The following is a 21060-nucleotide window of genomic DNA, read 5'->3' on the forward strand; positions in this document are numbered from 1 at the left end:
GAGGCCGTTTCCTGAGGCTGCTGCTAAAGTAGCCCGAAGAGAGGGGGAAATATGAGGCCATATTCCGAAGCGGCGCAAACAGGCGCAGCAGGAATTTTCTTCGTCAAGACCCACGGGCTGGGGAATGACTTTGTGCTTGTTGACGGTCGGGAAAAGTCTTTCCGGCCGCAGGCTGCAATGATTGCGCAGATTTGCGATCGTCATCGCGGTGTCGGCGGCGATCAGTTGCTGGTACTGGAAGCCCCGCAAAATGCCCGCGCTGATGTGCGGATGCGCATTTATAATGTGGATGGTATGGAGGCTCCGGCCTGTTTTAATGCCAGCCGTTGTGCCGCTTTTCTCTGGATGCAGGAAGCAGGAAAAAATTCCGTCATTTTAGAAACGCTTGGTGGGTTGATCGAAGCCCGTATGGCAGAGGCTGAAAACGGGCAGCCGCGTATCAGCCTGTATCTGGCGCCAGCTGTCACAGACTGGCAGGCCATTCCACTGGCAGGGCCGCTTGCGAACCATGACGGGCTCTTGAACCACGGCCCGTTGTCCGAACCTTTTGCCGTCAGTATGGGCAATCCGCATCTGGTTTATTTCGTGCCGGATTTTGATGCCGTGGATGTGCGGCTTGAGGCCGCTGTGGTGCAAAACAGTGCCTATCTGCCGGAGCAGGCGAATATTGGTGTGGCTGAACTGCTGCCGTCTGAAGGTGACGAGGCGCGGCTGAAACTGGTGGTTTATGAACGTCCCGGTATTCTCACGGAAGCCTGTGGTAGCGGCGCATGCGCAGCGGCAGTTGCGGCGGTACGCAGCGGACGCACAAATCAGAAAAAATTCCGTGTTTTAATGCCGGGCGGGGCTTTACAGGTCGAGTTATGTGCTGATGATACAATTATCCTGACAGGGGATGTTGCTGTCGCATTTTACGGATTTCTGCCTGACGAAAAATAAACAGAATTCAATAAGGATAACGCAAAACTGTCCGTAAGAGACAGCGTTAGTTCTGATCATTACGCAGTTTCGAACGGAAAACCGGTATCCACTTTTCCTGAAACTGCTTGAGAGGGGAAATAATGACTTTTATATCTGTTGAGCACGTCAGCAAGACCTATCCTGCGACCAGCAATGGCAAGGCGCATCGTGCATTAGGCGATGTCTCTTTTTCCGTAGAGAAGGGGGAGGTTCTGGTAATTATCGGTCCTTCCGGCTCCGGTAAAAGCACTTTGCTGCGCACGCTCAATGCACTGGAAGCTATCGACAGCGGCACGATCACCGTCAATAATCTGGCAATCTCCGATCCTAAGACTGATCTCAATCATGCCCGCTCTGAAATCGGCATGGTGTTTCAGCATTTCAATCTGTTTCAGCATAAAACAGCGCTGGAAAACGTGGTTCTGCCACAGACTGTGGTGCTGAAGCGCTCCAAGGCGGAGGCGCTGAAAATTGCGCAGGATATGCTGGCGCGTGTGGGCATTGCGGAGCGTGCAGGACATTATCCGAGCCAGCTTTCCGGCGGTCAGCAACAGCGCGTGGCGATTGCCCGCGCCTTGGCGATGAACCCGAAAGTGATGCTGTTCGATGAGGCAACCTCGGCGCTCGATCCTGAAATGGTTGGCGGCATTCTCGATCTGATGAAAGAACTGGCAAAATCCGGCATGACCATGGTGGTTGTCACCCATGAAATGGGCTTTGCCCGTGAGGTGGCTGATCGTGTGATCTTCATGGATGAAGGGCAAATTGTTGAAACCGGAACGCCGGATGTGCTGTTTTCCAAGCCGGTTCATCAGCGCACACAGCATTTTCTCGAACAGGTGCTTTAAAGGGAGGGAGCAGACGTGGGGGACGTCTGTTGAAAGTTACGGAAATGAATGCCCGTAAATAAGGGTAAATCCATATAATAGTGAGGAGAACATTATGAAATTTCTGAAAAAAATCGCTCTGTCGATCGGGATGCTGGCGGGTGTGGCCGCTATGTCTGTCGGTGCTGCAAGCACCGCCAAAGCAGATATTATGGAAGAAATTCTGAAACGCGGTGAGCTGCGTGTTGCCGTGCAGACGCAGGGTGCGCCGGTCAGCTTCATCAATAAAGATGGCAAGCAAACCGGTCTGGCCGTAGAACTTGCCCGTATGATGGGCGAAGACCTCGGCGTTAAAGTCGTGTTTCAGGATTATGACTGGAAAGGTCTTATTCCGGCATTGCTGGCAGGCAAAGTGGATATGATTGCCGCCGACATGACACCGACCCCGCAGCGTGCGGCTCAGTTGCTGTTCTCCCGTCCGATGTTCTACGAAGAAACCGTTGCGGTGGTGAAGAATGATTCACCGCTGGCCAAATGGGAAGACCTCAATCAGGAAGGTCTGAATATCGGCTCGACACAGGCCAGCTCATACAGTGAAGCCATTAAAAAGTTCATGCCAAAGGCAACGCTGAAAGAGTTCACCGGCGGTACTGCTGCTGTGGCACAGGCATTGTCTGCCGGTCGTATTGATGCAACGGTTTCCGATCTTGGCAACGTCACCAATTTCGTTAATGAATTCGGTAATCTGAAAATTCTTGACGGCATTATCGTCAAAAACCCGCTGGCCTTTGCCGTGCGCCCTGATGAAGCGCATCTGAAGTTCTGGCTCGACAATTATGTTGAACTGATCACCTCCGACAAGCGTCTCGACCAGATGGTCAACTACTGGTGGAACACCACCGAGTGGGAAAAAGACCACAAGTAACAGAAGCCATCTCCTGCCTGCCATTCGGGCGGGCAGGAGCCTTACTGTTTTAAATATTTTGCGCCACGGCAGACTGTCTGCCTGCGTGAAATATCCGGGACCGGATAATGTCATCATTCATTCTTGATTATTTCAATTACCGCATCGTTGCGCAGTATCTCGACCGCTTTGCAGAAGGTCTGGGCAATACGCTGATTGCAACCGGTGTGAGTTTTGTGCTGTCTTTTGTGCTCGGCACGATCATGGCTGTTATCATGTTTACGCAGTGGAAAGTGCTGCGCAATCTGATACAGGCTTATGTCACATTCATCCGTTCGACCCCGCTGCTGGTGCAGATTTATCTGGTCTATTTCGGTCTGCCGGTTCTGCTGCCGTTTACTGCCAAATGGCCGGAAATGTGGCTTGGCATTGCCGCGCTGGTTATTAACTGTGCGCCTTATATGTCCGAAATTATCCGTACCGGTATCGGCTCTGTGCCGCGCGGACAGGTTGAAGCCGCCAAAGCTGTGGGCATGAGTTACGGACAGCGGCTGATCCATATTGTATTGCCGCAGGCTTTTGCCAATGTGATCCCGCCTGTGCTCGGCCAGACGGCCGTGCTGATTAAAGATACATCGCTGTTGTCGCTGATTACGGTGTTCGAATTCACCAGTGCGGGGCTGCTACTCAACAGTGAGCGCGTGCGCCCGAATGAGAGCTTCCTGACAATCGCTGCCGGATATCTCGCTATCTATTGTGTGATGCTGTTCCTTTCGCATCATGTGAAAAAGAAGCTGGCAGGTCCTGCCTGGGCTGCGAAAGGCTGATATGATGTTTGAATATTATTGGAAGCTTACAGTCTCGGTGATGCCGTTTCTCTGGCAGGGGTTCAAAGAGACTTTTACGGTTTCGCTGGTCGCAATTCTGGCGGGATCAATCATAGGGACTGTGATCGGAATTATACGCAGTTACCGTATTCCCGTTTTGACACAGTTGTTTGGTGGTTATGTGCATATTTTGCGCGGCACACCCTTTCTGGTGCAGCTCTATGTGTTCTATTTCGTGCTGCCGAATACAGGGATTGAATGGCTGAGCTGGGATTCCACCACAGCGGCTTTTGTGGCGCTGTCGCTCTATACATCCTGCTATGTGGCTGAAATTGTGTGCAGTGCGATTGATGCGGTGCCGCGCGGCCAGTGGGAGGCTGCAACTGCGGTCGGTATGAGCCAGTTGCAGAAATTGTGGCATGTGATTTTGCCTCAGGCACTGAAACTGACCATTGCGCCGATGAGCTCTGTCTATGTTATTATCATTAAGAGTACTGCCATTCTCTCGGTGATTGGGATTGCCGAACTGACCCGTCAGGGCGAAGTGTCGATGCTGCGTTTCCCGCGCGATGTGTTGTTTATCTATGGTCTGATTGCGCTGGTTTATTTCGTCTATTGTTATCCGATCCTCAAATTTTCCAAATGGGCGGAGAACAAGATCAGCGGTTCACAGCGTCTGTCGTTAGATTAGAGCGCCGTGTGCCAGACTTGGCACACAAAGGTCGCTCTAACACTTTAAAATTAGAGCATAATTTTACCTTAAACTGATCCAAGTTTAAGGAATTATGCTCTAAAAATTAAAAAGCGCAGCATGTGAGTGCTGCGCTTTTTACCTATGCATTGCGGGCGATTTGCAGACTTTGAATGCCTTGTTTGGAAATGCGATAAGCACTGCCGTTAAACGAGGCGATCAGCCGTTTGGCGCGCAGTTTTTTGAAGGTTTGTAAATCTGTACCGTCAAGAAACCAGCCCTCGCGGGAGATGAAATCGACATCAATAATTTTGCCATTGTCATCTTTTTCCGGTTCGATACGGCCGCCTTTGGCCAACATATCGAGAATACGGCGTTCAAAACGTGAAATATTCATGGCTGTCTCCGTTGTTGGAAACGGACGAACAGTGCACAGAAACCGCCAACATATGGCAGCATGATCTGAGTCATCATGGGAATTGTCCTGATAAGGAGAGAAAGTCGGGCGCAAGCCGTTGGATCCTGTGTGTGACAGGCGGCTCTGCATAAGCAGAGGATCAACGATGAAGGATGCTGCGCATAAATCTCCTTAAGACGACTGCCTGAAATATAATGCGAAAATGTAATAAAAACAAGTATGACTATGATGTGCAGGTAAGGCGATTGCTGATCGCAAAAATGCATGAGGCCAGATGATAATAGCGCTTGTTTTCGCTCAACAGGACGTATTCATTCAGGCACAGAAATTTCATTATAAAAGCACGGCACAATGACACAGAAAACACTATTCCGGCCGATCATCGGCGTGACACTCGACAGCGAAGAGGGCGGCGGATTTTCGGATTCTCCATGGTATGCAATCCGTCAGAATTATCTGTCCTGCCTTGAAGAGGCGGGCGCTGCGCCGGTTGCCTTGCCGCATCTCACAGAACTGGCTGAAACCTATCTGAATATGATTGACGGGCTGGTTGTAACCGGCGGCGCTTTTGATGTGCCGCCTGCAATGTTCGGCGAAGAAGCGCGTACGGACACGATCCGTCTGAAACCGGCACGGACAGAATTTGAAGCGGCTGTTCTGCGCGGTGCGCTGGAGCGCGATATGCCGGTGCTGGGGATTTGCGGCGGTCATCAGCTGCTGGCTGTTATTGCTGGCGGAACACTGGTGCAGCATATTCCGGATGAAGTCTCAGACGCATTGGAACATTCGGTTTCCAAAGACACGGAAAATGCCGGTGGCAAGGAACGTGCAGGGCACAGTATCGCAATTGAAGAAGACAGCTTGCTGGCGAAACTGGTTGGCACAACCGGCCAGCATGTGAATAGCTCGCATCATCAGTCGGTGCGCACAGTCAAAGCACCGATGCGTGTGACAGCTACGGCTGAAGACGGTATTATTGAAGCGATTGAGCACACGGAAAAGAGCTTTGCCATCGGTGTGCAATGGCATCCGGAATATAAACAAATGGAAGGCGATGTGCATCTGCTGGCAGCATTTTGCGCTGCTGCCGAAGCCTATCATAATCGCTGAGCTGTTTTCGCTTATAACGGCCTGTGCTCAATTGTGCTGGCCGTTTTACTTATCTTTCATACCAAGATCGCGGGCGGCAAGATCCAGCATTTTATTGGAACTGTTGCGCGCCCGCTCTTTATCGCGCAGCCGTATGGCTTCAATCAGTTCCAGATGTTCGGAGATTGCCTCATCGCGGCTCGCAACTGCATCATTGGATGTGTAAAGCGTATAGCGCAACGCGGCTTCAATAATGCCGCAAAGCTGGCGAAAGACCTGATTATGGCTTGCCCGCAACAGAGCGATGTGGAAGTCAACATCGCCCTGCGTGAAGGCTTCAATATCGCTGCCCGCCTCATTCATCTTGCTCCATGCTATTTCCAGCGCTGCAATATCCATGGCGGATGCGCGTTGTGTTGCCAGTTCGGCAGCGACCGGTTCAATTGCGCGGCGGGCTTCCAGAACGCAGAGCAATAAATCCAGATCGACGATACGCGGCCCCAGCCAGTCCAGCACCTGCTGATCCAGCAGATTCCATTCATCCTGCTCACAAACGACTGTGCCGATACGCGGCTTACCGCGCACCAGCCCTTTGGACTCCAGTGTTTTTATCGTTTCGCGGATGACCGTGCGGCTGACGCCATATTCTTCACACAAATCATTTTCGCGGGGTAGCATTGAGCCCGGCTTGAAGCGGCCGTTGAGAATGTCAGCGGCGAGCGTCGCAGTGATGCTTTTTTGTACCCTTGGCCGCGTTGTGCGGGAAGGGGCATGCAGGCTCTGCTCAGACATTTCGGTCACGGCTTTTCTTTCGTTTTAATCCGGCCATCCGGTTGTTCAGTTTCCGGCTTTAATGCGGGCTCTGATCATAGTCATAGGGTTTGACAGACGGAAACCGCAAGGCACTCAGTTGTTTAATTATGTATAATGAACAATTTTAAATCATCATACAAGAATTATTGACTGGTATGATGATTTGTTTTAGCGTGACCGGCGATGGAGGACATCAACGTCATGACAAGGCTGTGGGAGCTTGAGATGACGTGCAATCTTTGGGAGGAAAGATATGCGCTTTTTTAAAACGGCTGCTTTAGCCGGAATGATGGCCGGTGTGGTTTTCACGGCTGTTGCAGGAGCATCTGCTGCCTATGCGGCGGATGTGAAAATCGGCTTTGTTGTGAAGCAGCCGGAAGAACCATGGTTTCAGGATGAGTGGAAATTTGCCGATGTAGCGGCAAAGGAAAAAGGTTTCACTCTTGTCAAAATCGGTGCGGAAGACGGTGAGAAAGTGCAGTCTGCACTGGATAATCTGGCTGCACAGGGCGCTACCGGTGTGATCATCTGTACACCGGATGTGAAGCTCGGGCCGGGTATCGTCGCCAAGGCCGAGGCCAATGGTCTGAAATTGATGACTGTCGATGACCGTCTTGTCGGTGCGGATGGCAAGCCGCTGGAAGATGTGGCGCATATGGGGATTTCCGCCACCAAAATCGGTGAGGAAGTTGGCCGCGCCATCAGCGAAGAAGTCAAAAAACGTGGCTGGGACTGGAAGAATGTCGGTGCAATCCGTGTTTCCTATGACCAGTTGCCGACTGCCGTTGACCGTGTTGAAGGCGCGCTTTCGGTTATGAAAGAAAACGGATTGCCGGAAACCAATATTTTTGCGGCACCACAGGCAAAAACCGATACTGAGGCCGCGCTGAATGCATCCACTGTTGTTCTCAACAAGAATGCGGATATCAAATATTGGGTTGCCGTTGGCCTCAATGATGAGTCCGTGCTTGGTGCGGTACGCGCAACGGAAAGCGTTGGCATTCCGTCAGAGAATGTTGTGGCGGTTGGTATCGGCGGTGCGGAATCTGCGATTAATGAGTTTAAAAAGCCTAGCCCGACCGGTTTCTACGGCACAGTTATCATTTCACCGAAGCGTCATGGTTATGAAACAGCGATGAATATGTATGCGTGGCTGGCGGATGGAAAAGAGCCTGAAAAGCTCATTCTGACATCCGGTCAGCTAGCCTTGCGCGATAATTACGCGGAAGTCCGCAAGGAACTCGGCATCGAGTAATCCTGCACGGGGCCGGAGCATTGAGTGTTCCGGCTCCCATTTCTCAGAAATTATTGTTCAAGTGGTGCAACCACTGCTGAGAGACAGGTGCGGCATGGCTGACTTTCTGACCTTTAAAAATATTTCAAAGTTCTATCCCGGTGTTAAGGCGCTGACAGATGTGTCTTTCAGTGTTGCTCAAGGGGCTGTCCACGGGTTGATGGGAGAAAACGGGGCGGGTAAATCCACGCTCATCCGTGTTCTTTCCGGCGATCAGCAGGCGAATAGCGGTGAGATCATTATTGACGGTGTGGTGCAGAAATATGCATCCGTGCGCGATGCTTTTCATGCCGGTGTGATCGTTATCCATCAGGAACTGCAATTGGTGCCGGAACTGAGTGTTGCGGAAAATCTGTGGCTCGGGCGCTTTCCTGCCAAAGCGGGAATTATCAGTTTTAAAGCACTGGTCAGTGCTGTCGGCGAAAAACTGCGGGTGATCGGCATTGATATCGACCCTGCCACCAAGGTTGCACAGCTTTCGATCGGTGAGCGGCAGATGGTTGAAATCGCCAAAGCTGTGATGCTGGATGCGCGTATCATCGCGCTCGACGAGCCGACGTCATCCCTGTCATCTCGGGAGAGCGAAATCCTGTTTCGTCTGATCGGCCGTCTGAAGGCTGAGGGCAAGATCATTCTTTATATCTCGCATCGTCTGGATGAGATATTCCAGCTTTGCGATAGTCTGACTGTGTTGCGTGACGGCAAACTGGCCGCTCATCATCCGAGTCTTGAGAATGTTACCCGCGACCAGATTATCTCTGAAATGGTAGGGCGGGAGATCAATAATATCTGGGGTTGGCGCGGTCGCGATATTCGCCAGAATATATTGCTGAAGGTTGAAAATCTCAGCGGCAGTAAATTACCGGAGCCTGTGAATTTTGAGGTGCGTGCCGGTGAAATCTTAGGATTTTTCGGTCTGATCGGTGCCGGACGTTCCGAGATGAGCCGCCTGATTTATGGTGCCGATCAACGACGCGCCGGTGCGGTGTATGTTGATGGTAAGGTTGTGAAGGCTGATGATCCGCGCAGTTCCATCCGTGCAGGTATCGTCCTTTGTCCTGAAGACCGTAAATTTGACGGTATTGTTCAGGGGCGTTCGATTGAAGAGAATATCGCTATTTCTGCCCGCAGACATTTTTCCCCGTTTGGCTTGATCCGCCCGAAAAAAGAGGCGGAACTGGCTGAAACCTATATCGGAAAATTACGGGTACGTACGCCGTCGCGCAAACAGAATATTGTCAATCTCTCCGGCGGCAACCAGCAGAAGGTTATTCTCGGCCGCTGGCTGGCCGAGCAGAATATCAAGGTACTGATTATTGACGAGCCTACGCGCGGTATTGATGTGGGCGCCAAGGCAGAGATTTATGAAATTCTCTATCAGCTTGCTGAAAGCGGTATGGCGATTGTGGTGATCTCCAGCGAACTGCCCGAAGTCATGGGCATCTCAGACCGGATTATGGTGATGTGCGAAGGGCGGATTGCCGCCGGATTTGATCGTGCTGATTTTAATGACCGCGCCATTCTCACGGCGGCACTACCGGATAAGACCGTCGCTGAAACGGCAGCCGGATCATTACAAAAGGTATCCTGAACGATGGTTTCAATTAAAAAAATTCTGCTTGGTGAACAAGGGCTTGTGGTGATTTTTCTGCTGGCCTTTGCAGTGGTGGCGCTGACAGTCCCTAATTTTCTGACTGAACGGAATATGCTCGGGCTTCTGCAATCGGTGGTAACCATCGGCATTGTTGCCTGCACGATGATGTTCTGTCTTGCATCGCGCGATTTCGATCTTTCCGTCGGTTCCACTGTCGCCTTTACCGGCATGATTGCGGTGATGGCGTCCAATGCTACCGGTTCTATTTTTCTCGGATTGCTCGCCGCTTTGGCAGGCGGTTTTATCGTCGGACTGTTCAATGGTGTTGTGATTGCGAAATTTCGTATCAATGCGCTGATTACCACGCTGGCGACAATGCAGATTGTGCGTGGATTGGCGCTGATCTCCAGTGATGGCCGTGCGGTTGGTATTAATGATCCGTCTTTCTATCAGCTGGCACTGTCAAAATTTTTAGGCATTCCGACGCCGATCTGGGTGATGGGACTGCTGTTTGTCATTTTCGGATTTGTGCTCAACCGCACAGTCTTCGGTAAGAATACGCTGGCAATCGGCGGTAATCCCGAAGCATCGCGCCTAGCCGGTGTGAATGTGGATTCCATGCGTATCTGGATTTTTGCCCTGCAGGGGCTGGTCTGCGGTATTGCCGGTATTTTGTTGGCATCGCGTATCACATCCGGCCAGCCGAATGCGGCAACAGGACTTGAATTATCTGTCATCTCGGCTTGTGTTCTTGGTGGTGTTTCTCTGGCTGGCGGTCGTGCTGCAATGCTGGGCGTGATTGTTGGCGTGCTGATTATGGGGATTGCCGAGAATGTCATGAACCTGCTGAATATTCAGGCATTTTACCAATATGTCGTGCGCGGCTGCATTCTTCTCATTGCTGTGCTGCTGGATAATCTGCGCTCAAACATGATCGGGTTCAGAGGGTAAACACTGATGAATGACGCTGTTTACGCATTGGTTGATTGGGGAACGAGCAGTTTTCGCCTCTGGATTGCAAATGCACAGGGGCATGTGCTGGGTGAAAGCCGCAGTGATGAAGGTATGATGCATTGCGCTGCAACGGGTTTTGCACCGGTGCTGGAAAAGCATTTGCATAAGCTGGAAGCAGGACCGGATCTGCCGGTTATGATCTGCGGTATGGCCGGTGCACGGCAAGGCTGGGCAGAGGCACCTTATATCAGCCTGCCAGCTGCGCTTGATGGTCTGGCAGATTATGCGCTCAAATTAGAAAACCAGACACGCGATATCCGTATTTTGCCCGGACTTGCGCAGCGTGATGCATCCGCAGCCAATGTAATGCGCGGTGAGGAAACCCAGCTTGCGGGTATTGCCACATCGATGCCTGATGGTCTGATCTGTATGCCTGGCACGCATAGTAAATGGACGAGACTGGAAAACGGTGTTGTGACGCAGTTTGCGACTTTCATGACCGGTGAGCTCTTTGCGGTACTGTCTCAACATTCCATTCTCAGACATGCGGTGGATACGGATGCGGCTTTTGATGAAAACACACCTGCTTTTCTCCGTGCTGTTGAAAAGACATGCGCGGAACCGGCACGGATGGCCGAGGATGTTTTTGGTATCCGTGCAGCACAATTGCTTGGTTTTGAAGAGCAGTCTGAGGGAGCCGCTCATCTTTCCGGTCTGCTGATCGGTGCAGAGGCGGGCAGAGCAAAACAGCTTTATGGCGCGGGTACAATCGGGCTGGTGGCTTCGGGAAAACTCGGCCGGTTGTATCAGGCTGCTCTGGAGAAAAACGGTTTCAGCATCACTCTGCTGGATGGCGAAACTGCAGTCCGGCAGGGATTATTTGTGGCGGCAGCCAGAGTGTGGCCGGTAACACATCATGCGTGATGGAGAGGGAAGCACAATGTCATCTGTCATCTGGCCGAATTTGAAACGCTCACTGGTGGCGATCATTCGCGGTATCCGCAATGATGAGGTTGAGCCGGTGCTTGAAGCTCTGATTACAGAAGGGTTCGAGATTATTGAGATTCCGCTGAACTCACCGGAGCCGTGGGTTTCGATTGAGCGCGCGGTGAGGTTATTCGGTGACAAAGTGCTGATCGGTGCCGGAACCGTGCTGACAACAGAAGATGCGCAGCGGCTGGCAGATATTGGCGGGCGGATTATGGTGAGCCCGAATACGGATGCCGATGTTATCCGCCATGCAACTTCCTGCGGGCTGATTACCATGCCTGGTTGTTATACGGCGAGTGAGGCTCTGCTGGCGATCCGCAGTGGCGCTTCCGCATTGAAATTTTTTCCTGCCGGTTCCCTTGGTCCTTCAGGCATTGCGGCGATTAAAACCATTCTGCCGAAGGATGCTGTTGTCGGGGCTGTCGGTGGTGTTTCCGATCAGAATTTCGGAGATTATGCCCGCGTGGGTGTGCGCACATTCGGCATAGGTTCCAGTTTGTATAAACCAGAGGATAGTGCGGAAACTGTGCAGGCAAAAGCCCGACTGACAATCACGGCCTATGACGAGGTTTTTGGTGGTGAGCATGGCTGAGATATTTGTGCCCGCTGCGTTGAATACACCTTTGTGTAAGCTGGGTGAGGGGCCGGTCTATGACCCGCACACAGATACAGCATGGTGGTTTGATATTCTGCAATCCAAACTCTGCGAATATCAGTTTCAAAGTGGTGTAAGCAGGCAACATGATCTGCCTTTTGCCGCCAGTGCCCTTGCGCGGGTGGATGAGTATCGCCAGCTCCTTTTCACAGAGCGCGGCCTGTATCTGCGCGATGTGGCAACGGGCGACTTGTCTCTGCATTGTGAAATCGAAGCGGATAACCGACTGACCCGCTCCAATGATGCGCGGGTGCATCCATCAGGGGCATTCTGGCTTGGCACAATGGGCTGGCAGGCTGAGCAGGGTGCAGGTGCAATCTACTGGTATTTCAAAGGTGAGTTGCGCAAGCTTTACGGCAATATCACGATTAGCAATGCGATTTGTTTTTCATCGGATGGCACGGTCGGATATTTTGCCGATACAGCTTTACGTCAAGTGATGCGCGTGCCGCTTGACCCTGAGAATGGTTTGCCGGTCGGGGAGCCGGAACTGTTTCTCAATGATTTTCCCGCAGGTAATCCCGATGGTGCGGTTGTGGATGCGGACGGTAATTTCTGGGTTGCATTGTGGGGTGGCTCGCAGATTGCCGGATATGCACCGGATGGCAGTTTTCTGCGTTCAATTGTTTTGCCGGTTTCTCAGCCTAGCTGTCCTGCTTTTATCGGTAAAACTGCCAGCCAGATGCTGGTGACATCCGCATGGGTCGGGCTGGATGACGTGACGCGGCAACAAGAGCCGGCGGGGGCGATATTCATCATGGATCTGCCCTTTAAAGGCAGGTTTGAACCCGATGTCAAAATCATCTGACCGGAGGCTGCCATGAGCATCATCACGTTGAAAAACCAACAATTTGAAACGCATATTGCTAGCCAGGGCGGTACGGTACATGGCTTGTGGTGGCACGATCAGGGGCGGATTATTCCCCTGCTGCGTGAAGCAAAACATGCCGATGCGGCACCGGTTGAAACAGGTGGTTTTCCGCTCATCCCGTTCGGCAACCGTATTCCGCAAAATCACTTCAGTTTTGAGGGGCGGGATTATCATTTTCTGGCCAATACAGATGATGATCCGCTCTATATTCACGGCGAAAGCTGGCAGGGTCTCTGGCAAATTGCAGAACAGACTGATGACAGGCTTGTACTGCGCTTTACCCATAACAAAGCCGATGCTGCTTTTATCTATGAAGCGGAACAGAATTTTACACTGGATGAAACCGGTTTCACTCTCTCCATGCGTGTGACAAATAAAGAGGACAGAGCCATGCCTTTCGGCCTTGGCTGGCATCCTTATTTTCATCTGACTGAGCAAACGCAGCTACAGCTCAATGCGCAGAAAATGTGGACGCAAGGTGCGGGTTATTTACCGGAAAACCGCGTCAATATTCCCGATGATCTGAATTTCAGCAGCATGAAAAAAATTCCCGATCATTGGGTGAATAACGGGTTTGAGGGATGGGACGGCACTGCGACACTTGTCTGGCCGGAACAGAATACAGCCCTGACCATGAGTGCCGACCCGTTGTTTGACCGGTTTTTTCTCTATGCGCCGCATGGTGTGCCGGAGTCGCAATCCCGCTCGGATTATTTTTGTCTGGAGCCGATGTCTCATATGGCGGGCGATCATTGCCGTGACGGTTATGGTGGTCTGAAAATATTGCAACCGTCTGAAAGCCTGTCGGGAGCAATACGCTTGCAGCCTGAGCATATTCAAACATCAGGTCTATAAAAGGGTAACAGAATGAAAATCACCAAGCTCACGACCTATATTGTGCCGCCGCGCTGGCTGTTTGTGAAAGTGGAAACCGATGAAGGTATTTCAGGCTGGGGAGAGCCGATTGTTGAAGGTCGTGCGTTGACAGTTGAAGCGGCTGTGCATGAGCTGTCTGATTATCTGATCGGCAAAGATCCGTTTCTGATCGAAGACCATTGGAATGTCATGTATCGCGGCGGGTTTTATCGTGGTGGTGCTGTGCATATGAGTGCCATTGCCGGTATAGATCAGGCGCTGTGGGATATTAAAGGCAAGGCACTGAATGTGCCGGTGCATCAGTTGCTGGGCGGACAATGCCGCGACCGGATTAAAGTCTATTCATGGATCGGCGGCGACCGTCCGTCTGATGTGGCACGCAATGCCAAGGAAATGGTGGAACGCGGTTTTACAGCATTGAAGCTCAATGGAGCGGAAGAGCTGCAGATCGTTGACAGCTATGCCAAGATTGATGCGATTGTCGAGACGATCGGCACCGTGCGTGATGCGGTCGGCCCGCATGTCGGGATTGGGGCGGATTTTCATGGCCGTGTGCATCGCCCGATGGCCAAAGTGCTGGCCAAAGCGCTCGATCCGTTCCGGCTGATGTTTATTGAAGAGCCGGTTTTATCCGAGAATTATGAAGCACTGAAAGAGATCGCCAATCATACGTCCACGCCGATTGCTCTGGGGGAACGTCTTTATTCCCGCTGGGATTTCAAGACTATTCTCTCCGGCGGTTATGTGGATATTATTCAGCCTGATCTGTCCCATGCGGGCGGGATCACCGAATGCCGCAAGATTGCATCGATGGCTGAAGCCTATGATATTGCACTGGCGCCGCATTGCCCGCTGGGGCCGATTGCTCTGGCTGCCTGCCTGCAGATTGATGCGGTGAGTTATAATGCCTTCATTCAGGAGCAGAGCCTGAATATCCATTATAATCAGGATAATGACATTCTGGATTACATCACCAATCGTGAGGTCTTCGATTACAAAGACGGCTTTGTTGCTATTCCGCAAGGGCCGGGTCTGGGTGTCGAAGTGGATGAAGCCTATGTGATTGAACGGGCTAAAACCGGCCATCGTTGGCGCAATCCGGTGTGGCGTCACGAAGATGGCAGTTTCGCTGAATGGTAATGCGGGCGTTCAAAAAGGATAAATATCATGGCTGATCGTCTGATCGGAAAACGCATTGTTGTCACCGGCGCAGCACAGGGGATCGGCCTTGCGATTGCGCAATGTTTTGGCCGCGAGGGCGCGGCGCTGTTCCTGATTGATACGGATGGGGCATTGCTGGAAAAAGAGGCGCTGGCTTTGCGGGAAAGCGGCGTTACGGTGAGCTTTGCTCAGGCGGATATCTCCGATGCCAAAGCGATTGAAAATGCTTTTCTGCAGGCCGATGCAGAAATCGGACAGATTAATGCACTGGTCAATAATGCGGGGATCAATGTCTTCAGCAAACCGCTGGAAATGGATGATGAAGCATGGAACCGTTGCTTCGATGTTAATCTGAAAGGCGCGTGGAATTGTTGCAAGACTGTGCTGCCGCGTCTGATTGAGCAGGGGGGCGGTGCTATTCTCAATATTGCTTCCACCCATTCTTTCACGATTATCCCGCACACATTTCCTTATCCGCTGGCGAAACATGCATTGCTCGGCATGACCAAATCTCTGGGGCTGGAATATGCGCCGCAGCAGATACGTGTGAATGCTATTGCACCGGGCTATGTGCTGACGCAGAAGAATGTCGACTATTGGAACAGTTTTCCTGACCCAGAGGCAGCAAAAGCTGAAACCATGCGGTTGCATCCGGGCGGGCGCATTGCCCGCACGCAGGAAATTGCGATGGCCGCTGTGTTTATGATTTCAGATGAGTGTCCGTTTATGACCGCAACCTGCCTGACAATCGACGGCGGTTTAAGTGTTTTGCAACACGCGGTCTAATAGTGCGTAAGAGTGGAAGATCAGTCCGCCGGACTGATCTCCTGTTTTTGCAAGAAGGCTGTGCCACCGGCTGCCTGCACAGCCAGACTACCGGACTGAATACCGGCATTGAGTGCCGTTTGTGCATCTGCCCCTGAAAGCCATGCATTGATGAAACCGGCATTGAAGGCATCACCTGCACCGGTCGTATCAATAACCGGTACATTTTCAGCTTTGGCGTGTAGATTATGCTCTTTTGAACGCAGCCATGCACCTTCCGCACCGCCTTTTAATACGGTGACGGGAAAGGTTTCCGCGAGTTTATTGAGAGCGTCTTGCGGGTCTTCAAAACCGGTAATCGCCAGTGCTTCTTCTTTATTGGGCAGGAAGATATCAATACCTGCGCAAGCCTTGAGCAAGGCCGGATCATAGATCAGGGTCTCATCCCAGCTTGGATCGAGCGAGACTGTGAGGCCGTGTGCCTTGGCACGGCGCACAAGATCAGGAATCTCATGCAGCGTTGCATATTCCGCGATGTGCAAGTGGCCTGCCTGTGACCAAGTGAGCGCAGCATCCAAAGTTGCAGGCAGTGCAGTGCCTGCACGCCGCGACAGGAAAGCACGGTCATTGCCGATGACGCTGGCGACAGTCACCTGAGGGCCGGCATCTGCCGAGCGCTCCAGAAATTGCAGATCAATGCCTGCGGCTTCCAGCTCCGGTGCCAGACCGGAGGACAGAGCATCCAGACCGAGCCGCGCCACAAGCGCGGTTGTGCGGCCGGTATGTGCCAGATGCGCGGCGGTGATATAGGCACCGCCACCGGCTGCCATTTTCAGATTGTCGGCAAAGACTTCACGTCCCGGTTCCGGCAAAGCTGCCAGACCGGTAAAAATCAGATCGCAGTAAATCCGCCCGATGCTGAGAACGGCCGGATGCTGATTGTCTTTCAAACTCATAGACGTCCCAGACTTTTCTCTGTCGCCTTGTCAAACAGATAGAGACTGCCACTGGCTGCGCGTGCAGTCAGCGTGCTGCCGGTGGCCGGAATGAATTTGCCCGATGCAGTAGCGATTACTGCTGTACCCTGTACATCAATATGCACCAGTGTTTCAGGCCCCAGCGGTTCAGCCGCGGTGACGGTGCCGGTCAGCTCAATGCCTGCCGGTGCGGAGGCGTCATCACCGGTGACAACCATCAGATCATGCGGACGGATGCCGACCAGAACATCGCCATCCGGATTGAATTCGATGTTGTTACCGTTTTTACGGCCTGCAATGAGGTTCATCGACGGGCTGCCGATAAAGCGGGCGGTAAACACATCAACCGGATTTTCATAAAGTTCGGTCGGTGTGCCGGTCTGCAGAATGTTTCCGTCGCGCATCACCACAATACGATCAGCCATAGTCATGGCCTCCACCTGGTCGTGGGTCACATAAACGGTTGTGGTTTTGAGGCGCTGGTGCAGACGTTTGATCTCAATACGCATCTGGGCGCGAAGCTGCGCGTCAAGATTGGAAAGAGGTTCATCAAACAGGAAAGCAGACGGATTGCGCACCATCGCACGGCCAATGGCAACGCGCTGACGCTGGCCACCGGAAAGGGCGGCAGGGCGGCGATCCAGATATGGCTCAAGTCCGAGAATTTTTGCGGTTTCTTCAATACGGGCATTCTTATCCGCATTGGAGATTTTGGAGGTATAGAGGCCGAAACCGATATTCTGACGTACAGTCATATGCGGATAGATCGCATAATTCTGGAACACCATCGCAATATTGCGCTGTTTCGGGTCACGTTCATTGACGACTTCATCGCCGATTTTCAGTTCACCGCCGGAAATATCTTCCAGACCGGCAATCATGCGCAGCGTCGTGGATTTACCGCAACCGGACGGGCCGACGAAAACCACAAATTCACCATCGGCAATTTGCAGGTCAATGCCGCGCACGGCCTCAACCTTGCCATAGCGTTTAACCAGCTTGTTCAGTTCGATCGTTGCCATCAGCGTTTCTCCACCAAGGCCTGAAATTTATCATTGAGCTCGCGCGCGGCTTTGGCCTCGTCTGCGGCTTGTGTGTCTGCAAGGCTTGCAAAGGCATTGGCCTGATCGCGGTAGGCTGCAAGTGCCTCAGTCATTGGCTCCGGTGCAGGGCCGCCGAAACGATCACGCACGGCGATGAAATGCTCCGGTGAAACCAGCTCTTCAAACTTTGCGCGGTCGAAAGACGGTTCTCTGCCAGCCGCATGTTTGAAGGCTTCCAGAAACGGCTCATAGCCGTCCTGTGCGAGGCCACCACCTTTGGCAACAACAGCCTTGGCCACGGTTGCTGCAATTTCATGCGCCTGACGGAAGGACAGACCTTCAATACGCACCAGTGAATCTGCCAGTTCGGTAATGGTGATGCAGGAACGGCGGATATTGTCGGCAACACGTGCCGGATCAATACGGATGGCCTGCACAAAGGCTGCCAGCAGATCGAGAACGCGACCAGCAGAAGCAAAGGCTTCATAACCCATTTGCTGAGTTTCACCTTCACTGTCATTCATATCGGTGAAAGGCGTATTATGGATCACATCCAGCACAGTGCGGGCGCGTCCCATAGTCTGACTAGCCAGATGGCGCATATGCTCAATCGGTACCGGATTGCGCTTCTGCGGCATGATCGAGGAGATCTGCACGAAAGCATTCGGCACATAGATCTGGCCAACCTCGAAGCTCGTCCAGAACTGGAAATCCTGAATGAGACGGCCGAGATGGATAAACATCAGCTCAATCGCGGAATAGGTTGAGGTGATGTAATCCGAAGCGGCAATACAGCTGTAAGAATTGCGCAAAGGCGCGGCAAAGCCCAACAGGTCAGCCACGCGTGCGCGGTCGATGGGAAAACCTGAGGTGGTGATGGCTGCCGCGCCCATAGGTGACAGGTTGACGATTTCACGCGCTGTTGCAAAACGCTGCATATCGCGGATCAGAACTTCAATCGCTGCGGACAGATAATGGCCGAAGGTTGAAGGCTGTGCAGGCTGACCATGCGTATAGGCAACGATCAGTGTTGCCTGCTCGCGGTTTGCAGTTTCAATCATCGCATTGAGCAGATGACGGGATTTGGCCAGCAGAATATCAATATGTTCTTTGAGGCCGAGTTTGAACAGCGTGTGGTCGATATCATTACGTGAACGTGCAGTGTGCAGGCGACCAGCAATATCCGCACCAAGGCGGGACTTCAGTTCCTTTTCAATCAGGAAGAAGAAGTCCTCAACTTCACCGGTATAAGTGAGCGATGCCGGATCAATATCACGGTCGATCTGTTCCAGCGCACCGGCGATTGCCGATGCCTGTTTTTCGTCGAGAATGCCGGTTTCCGTCAGCATGACCAGATGGGCGCGGTCAATGCGGCGGAAGCTTTCGACATGATGGGTTTTAGCGCCGTCAAAAAGCGGTTTCAGCACGGTCTCCTTGTAGACCGGATCAGGGAAAACGCTTTTATCGGCAAGGCGCGGATCGTTTACAGACATGATAGTATCCTTATCCCTTCAGGCCGGCCAGCATGACGCCGCGCACGATATAGCGCTGCAGCAACAGGAACACGAGCAGGGTTGGCAGGGTGGCGATTGCGGCGCCGGTCATAATCATTTCCCACTGAATCGATTGCTCGACCGCGAAACTCGAAAGCCCGACAGGTAATGTGTAAAGTTCCTTGCTGGTGGTGACGATCAGCGGCCAGAAGAAGGCTGTCCAGTTACCGAGGAAGGTGAAGATTGCCAGAGCCGACAGTGCCGGTGTGACCAGCGGCATGGCCACTTTCCACCAGATCTGGAATTCGTTCAGACCATCCACACGGGCGGCTTCGAGGAAGTCATTCGGCACGCCTTCAAAGAACTGCTTCATCAGGAAGGTACCAAAAGCCGTCATCATGCCCGGGAACATGATGCCCCAATAGCTGTCGAGCCAGCCGAGTTTGCTGGACATCAGATACCAAGGGATCACCAGCATTTCGGTCGGGATCATCAGCGTTGACAGAATGGCGAGAAAGATGAAGTGGCGGCCACGGAACTGGAATTTCGCCAATGTGTAGCCGACCAGACTGTCGAAGAACACATTGGAGAGCGTGACAATCACAGCAACCAGCATTGAGTTGAAGAACCAGCGCAGGAAGCGGCCGTCTGCCAGAATGGTGACATAGTTCTGTACTGTCGGTTCAGCCGGTATCAGACGCAGATCATAGACCTGACTGGCGGTTTTGAACGAGGTAGAGAACATATAGGCCAGCGGTGTGACCATGATGATGCCGCCGATAAACAGCAGTGTCCATGTGAGGACGCGGCCTGGCCGGATATTTGCAAACGGGAGTGCCGGTGTTTTGGTTTCAGCGGTCATTTCTTTTCCCTCAAGATCCACAGCTGCAACAGTGAGACAACCAGCAGAATGGAGAACAGCACGACTGTCTGCGCAGCGGCATAGCCCATGGCGTAAGACGAGAAGGCGGTTTGATAGATCATCAGCACCAGTGGCTTGGTGGAGCCAAGCGGGCCGCCCGGATCATAGGTGGTCATGTTATAGACCTGATCGAAAATGCGCAGGAAGCCGATGGATGAGAAGACGACCAGAAACACGGTTGTCGGTTTCAGCAACGGAATGGTGATTTTGCGCAGGATTGCCCATTCACCCAAGCCGTCAATGCGGGCGGCTTCGTAATAGGTGTTGGGAATAGCGCGCAGACCTGCCATGAAAATGATGATCTGAAAACCGAGGCCTGCCCAGATGGATGTTGCCATAATGGAATAGAGCGCCTGATCGACAGACCGCAAAAATGTCTGCTGTGGCAGGCCGATGGTATTGAGCATATTATTGATCACGCCGATCGGAGCCGGCTGATAGAACCAGCGCCAGACCCAGCCCATTGCCGCGGCAGTGGTGAGAAACGGCAGGAAATACAGACCACGGATCAGCCCGTGCATGAAGCGCACGCGATCAAGATAATAAGCGATCACAAAAGCCAGAAACAGGCTGACCGGCGTGCCGATAAGCAAGTAAGTGAATGTATTTTTGAACACTTTCCAGAATTGCGGATCAGCGAACAGCTTTTCATAATTCGCAAGGCCGATAAATTTCGGCGGTTTCATCAGATCCCAGTTGGTCAGCGACAGCCAGAAGGCTTCAACCGTGGGATAAAACCGGATGACCGTGTAAAACAGAATAGGCAGGGCGAGAAAGCTCCACACCCAGATGAGCCGCCTTGTGCGCATGGGCAGGCGGTTCCAGAAAGTATCACCGGAGCGGGCAGCCGTCACAGTCATGGTTCAAAATACCTTATGGTACGGAAGCATATCCGGCAAAATGCGATGCGGTTTTGCGGGACTATGCGTCAAACAA

The 21060-nt window shown here is 52.4% G+C and carries 22 protein-coding genes; 15 read left to right on the forward strand and 7 right to left on the reverse strand.

The genetic code is table 11. From position 1 onward, the window contains the following. Positions 1–51 precede the first annotated feature (51 nt). From dapF to JNC80_RS16440, 5 genes are all read left to right on the forward strand, one after another. The gene (dapF, locus tag JNC80_RS16420; protein ID WP_376710922.1) at positions 52–939 is read left to right on the forward strand and encodes a diaminopimelate epimerase; all 888 of its coding nucleotides are present in this window, start codon (positions 52–54) and stop codon (positions 937–939) included. Between the two features lie 122 nt (positions 940–1061). Further along, positions 1062–1808 carry an amino acid ABC transporter ATP-binding protein gene (locus JNC80_RS16425; RefSeq protein ID WP_022710604.1) on the forward strand — a complete coding sequence of 249 codons (747 nt, stop codon included), beginning with the start codon at positions 1062–1064 and terminating at the stop codon, positions 1806–1808. Positions 1809–1902: 94 nt separating this feature from the next. After that, positions 1903–2712 (forward strand): ABC transporter substrate-binding protein, encoded by an 810-nt coding sequence (locus tag JNC80_RS16430; RefSeq protein ID WP_151160177.1) that lies wholly within the window; start codon positions 1903–1905, stop codon positions 2710–2712. A 107-nt stretch (positions 2713–2819) separates the two neighbouring features. Continuing rightward, positions 2820–3518 (forward strand): amino acid ABC transporter permease, encoded by a 699-nt coding sequence (locus JNC80_RS16435; RefSeq protein ID WP_376710923.1) that lies wholly within the window; start codon positions 2820–2822, stop codon positions 3516–3518. A 4-nt stretch (positions 3519–3522) separates the two neighbouring features. Next, positions 3523–4209, forward strand: coding sequence for an amino acid ABC transporter permease (locus tag JNC80_RS16440; protein WP_022710601.1), 687 nt, complete (start codon positions 3523–3525; stop codon positions 4207–4209). Between the two features lie 142 nt (positions 4210–4351). Here JNC80_RS16440 and JNC80_RS16445 read toward each other — a convergent pair whose 3' ends face one another. Continuing rightward, entirely contained in the window at positions 4352–4606 is a 255-nt protein-coding gene (locus tag JNC80_RS16445; protein WP_028233546.1) for a YjhX family toxin, read from the reverse strand. Positions 4607–4978: 372 nt separating this feature from the next. Between JNC80_RS16445 and JNC80_RS16450 the strand changes: the two genes are divergently transcribed. After that, positions 4979–5737, forward strand: coding sequence for a gamma-glutamyl-gamma-aminobutyrate hydrolase family protein (locus JNC80_RS16450; RefSeq protein WP_075657119.1), 759 nt, complete (start codon positions 4979–4981; stop codon positions 5735–5737). Between the two features lie 45 nt (positions 5738–5782). Here JNC80_RS16450 and JNC80_RS16455 read toward each other — a convergent pair whose 3' ends face one another. Continuing rightward, entirely contained in the window at positions 5783–6508 is a 726-nt protein-coding gene (locus JNC80_RS16455; RefSeq protein ID WP_376710979.1) for a FadR/GntR family transcriptional regulator, read from the reverse strand. A gap of 274 nt (positions 6509–6782) precedes the next feature. On the opposite strand from JNC80_RS16455, the gene JNC80_RS16460 reads away from it, so the two are divergent. From JNC80_RS16460 to JNC80_RS16500, 9 genes are all read left to right on the forward strand, one after another. Continuing rightward, positions 6783–7784, forward strand: coding sequence for an arabinose ABC transporter substrate-binding protein (locus JNC80_RS16460; RefSeq protein ID WP_376710924.1), 1002 nt, complete (start codon positions 6783–6785; stop codon positions 7782–7784). Between the two features lie 94 nt (positions 7785–7878). Next, entirely contained in the window at positions 7879–9414 is a 1536-nt protein-coding gene (gene araG / locus JNC80_RS16465) for an L-arabinose ABC transporter ATP-binding protein AraG (protein ID WP_151160173.1), read from the forward strand. Positions 9415–9417: 3 nt separating this feature from the next. Continuing rightward, complete coding sequence (gene araH / locus JNC80_RS16470; protein WP_075657115.1) at positions 9418–10368, forward strand: L-arabinose ABC transporter permease AraH; 951 nt, start codon at positions 9418–9420, stop codon at positions 10366–10368. Positions 10369–10371: 3 nt separating this feature from the next. Then, on the forward strand, positions 10372–11295 hold the full coding sequence (locus JNC80_RS16475; protein ID WP_376710980.1) for a 2-dehydro-3-deoxygalactonokinase: 924 nt from the start codon (positions 10372–10374) through the stop codon (positions 11293–11295). 16 nt (positions 11296–11311) lie between these two features. Beyond that, positions 11312–11953, forward strand: coding sequence for a 2-dehydro-3-deoxy-6-phosphogalactonate aldolase (locus JNC80_RS16480; RefSeq protein ID WP_376710925.1), 642 nt, complete (start codon positions 11312–11314; stop codon positions 11951–11953). Next, the gene (locus JNC80_RS16485; RefSeq protein ID WP_376710926.1) at positions 11946–12824 is read left to right on the forward strand and encodes an SMP-30/gluconolactonase/LRE family protein; all 879 of its coding nucleotides are present in this window, start codon (positions 11946–11948) and stop codon (positions 12822–12824) included. The genes JNC80_RS16480 and JNC80_RS16485 overlap by 8 nt, the downstream gene beginning before the upstream one ends. Positions 12825–12836: 12 nt before the next feature. Further along, positions 12837–13742, forward strand: coding sequence for an aldose 1-epimerase (locus tag JNC80_RS16490; protein WP_376710927.1), 906 nt, complete (start codon positions 12837–12839; stop codon positions 13740–13742). A 12-nt stretch (positions 13743–13754) separates the two neighbouring features. Further along, positions 13755–14903: a galactonate dehydratase gene (gene dgoD / locus JNC80_RS16495; RefSeq protein ID WP_376710928.1), complete on the forward strand. Its 1149-nt coding sequence runs from the start codon at positions 13755–13757 to the stop codon at positions 14901–14903. A 27-nt stretch (positions 14904–14930) separates the two neighbouring features. Next, positions 14931–15710, forward strand: coding sequence for an SDR family oxidoreductase (locus JNC80_RS16500; protein ID WP_376710929.1), 780 nt, complete (start codon positions 14931–14933; stop codon positions 15708–15710). A gap of 20 nt (positions 15711–15730) precedes the next feature. Here JNC80_RS16500 and JNC80_RS16505 read toward each other — a convergent pair whose 3' ends face one another. From JNC80_RS16505 to JNC80_RS16525, 5 genes are read right to left on the reverse strand one after another with little or no spacing between them, the layout of a single operon-like run. Further along, a complete protein-coding gene (locus JNC80_RS16505) occupies positions 15731–16645 on the reverse strand; it encodes a carbohydrate kinase family protein (protein ID WP_376710930.1) in 915 nt (304 codons plus the stop codon). After that, the gene (locus JNC80_RS16510; protein WP_376710931.1) at positions 16642–17688 is read right to left on the reverse strand and encodes an ABC transporter ATP-binding protein; all 1047 of its coding nucleotides are present in this window, start codon (positions 17686–17688) and stop codon (positions 16642–16644) included. Before JNC80_RS16510 ends, JNC80_RS16505 begins: the two co-directional genes overlap by 4 nt. Beyond that, positions 17688–19202, reverse strand: a complete 1515-nt coding sequence (gene argH, locus JNC80_RS16515; protein WP_376710932.1) for an argininosuccinate lyase — start codon at positions 19200–19202, stop codon at positions 17688–17690. Before argH ends, JNC80_RS16510 begins: the two co-directional genes overlap by 1 nt. A 10-nt stretch (positions 19203–19212) precedes the next feature. Then, complete coding sequence (locus JNC80_RS16520) at positions 19213–20064, reverse strand: carbohydrate ABC transporter permease (protein WP_376710933.1); 852 nt, start codon at positions 20062–20064, stop codon at positions 19213–19215. Beyond that, a complete protein-coding gene (locus JNC80_RS16525; protein WP_022710584.1) occupies positions 20061–20984 on the reverse strand; it encodes a carbohydrate ABC transporter permease in 924 nt (307 codons plus the stop codon). Before JNC80_RS16525 ends, JNC80_RS16520 begins: the two co-directional genes overlap by 4 nt. Positions 20985–21060 lie beyond the last annotated feature (76 nt).

This window comes from Pseudochrobactrum lubricantis, from assembly GCF_041929865.1.
In the GTDB taxonomy this organism is placed as follows: domain Bacteria; phylum Pseudomonadota; class Alphaproteobacteria; order Rhizobiales; family Rhizobiaceae; genus Pseudochrobactrum; species Pseudochrobactrum saccharolyticum.

What these genes read in the sequence shown, in the direction of transcription:
- JNC80_RS16490 (WP_376710927.1), top strand. Translation starts at nt 12,837, where the DNA reads ATGAGCATCATCACGTTGAAAAACCAACAATTTGAAACGCATATTGCT.
- JNC80_RS16450 (WP_075657119.1), top strand. Translation starts at nt 4,979, where the DNA reads ATGACACAGAAAACACTATTCCGGCCGATCATCGGCGTGACACTCGAC.
- JNC80_RS16505 (WP_376710930.1), bottom strand. Translation starts at nt 16,645, where the DNA reads ATGAGTTTGAAAGACAATCAGCATCCGGCCGTTCTCAGCATCGGGCGG.
- JNC80_RS16435 (WP_376710923.1), top strand. Translation starts at nt 2,820, where the DNA reads ATGTCATCATTCATTCTTGATTATTTCAATTACCGCATCGTTGCGCAG.
- argH (WP_376710932.1), bottom strand. Translation starts at nt 19,202, where the DNA reads ATGTCTGTAAACGATCCGCGCCTTGCCGATAAAAGCGTTTTCCCTGAT.
- JNC80_RS16520 (WP_376710933.1), bottom strand. Translation starts at nt 20,064, where the DNA reads ATGACCGCTGAAACCAAAACACCGGCACTCCCGTTTGCAAATATCCGG.
- JNC80_RS16430 (WP_151160177.1), top strand. Translation starts at nt 1,903, where the DNA reads ATGAAATTTCTGAAAAAAATCGCTCTGTCGATCGGGATGCTGGCGGGT.
- JNC80_RS16485 (WP_376710926.1), top strand. Translation starts at nt 11,946, where the DNA reads ATGGCTGAGATATTTGTGCCCGCTGCGTTGAATACACCTTTGTGTAAG.
- dapF (WP_376710922.1), top strand. Translation starts at nt 52, where the DNA reads ATGAGGCCATATTCCGAAGCGGCGCAAACAGGCGCAGCAGGAATTTTC.
- JNC80_RS16480 (WP_376710925.1), top strand. Translation starts at nt 11,312, where the DNA reads ATGTCATCTGTCATCTGGCCGAATTTGAAACGCTCACTGGTGGCGATC.
- araG (WP_151160173.1), top strand. Translation starts at nt 7,879, where the DNA reads ATGGCTGACTTTCTGACCTTTAAAAATATTTCAAAGTTCTATCCCGGT.
- JNC80_RS16510 (WP_376710931.1), bottom strand. Translation starts at nt 17,688, where the DNA reads ATGGCAACGATCGAACTGAACAAGCTGGTTAAACGCTATGGCAAGGTT.
- JNC80_RS16500 (WP_376710929.1), top strand. Translation starts at nt 14,931, where the DNA reads ATGGCTGATCGTCTGATCGGAAAACGCATTGTTGTCACCGGCGCAGCA.
- araH (WP_075657115.1), top strand. Translation starts at nt 9,418, where the DNA reads ATGGTTTCAATTAAAAAAATTCTGCTTGGTGAACAAGGGCTTGTGGTG.
- JNC80_RS16460 (WP_376710924.1), top strand. Translation starts at nt 6,783, where the DNA reads ATGCGCTTTTTTAAAACGGCTGCTTTAGCCGGAATGATGGCCGGTGTG.
- JNC80_RS16445 (WP_028233546.1), bottom strand. Translation starts at nt 4,606, where the DNA reads ATGAATATTTCACGTTTTGAACGCCGTATTCTCGATATGTTGGCCAAA.
- dgoD (WP_376710928.1), top strand. Translation starts at nt 13,755, where the DNA reads ATGAAAATCACCAAGCTCACGACCTATATTGTGCCGCCGCGCTGGCTG.
- JNC80_RS16440 (WP_022710601.1), top strand. Translation starts at nt 3,523, where the DNA reads ATGTTTGAATATTATTGGAAGCTTACAGTCTCGGTGATGCCGTTTCTC.
- JNC80_RS16525 (WP_022710584.1), bottom strand. Translation starts at nt 20,984, where the DNA reads ATGACTGTGACGGCTGCCCGCTCCGGTGATACTTTCTGGAACCGCCTG.
- JNC80_RS16455 (WP_376710979.1), bottom strand. Translation starts at nt 6,508, where the DNA reads ATGTCTGAGCAGAGCCTGCATGCCCCTTCCCGCACAACGCGGCCAAGG.
- JNC80_RS16425 (WP_022710604.1), top strand. Translation starts at nt 1,062, where the DNA reads ATGACTTTTATATCTGTTGAGCACGTCAGCAAGACCTATCCTGCGACC.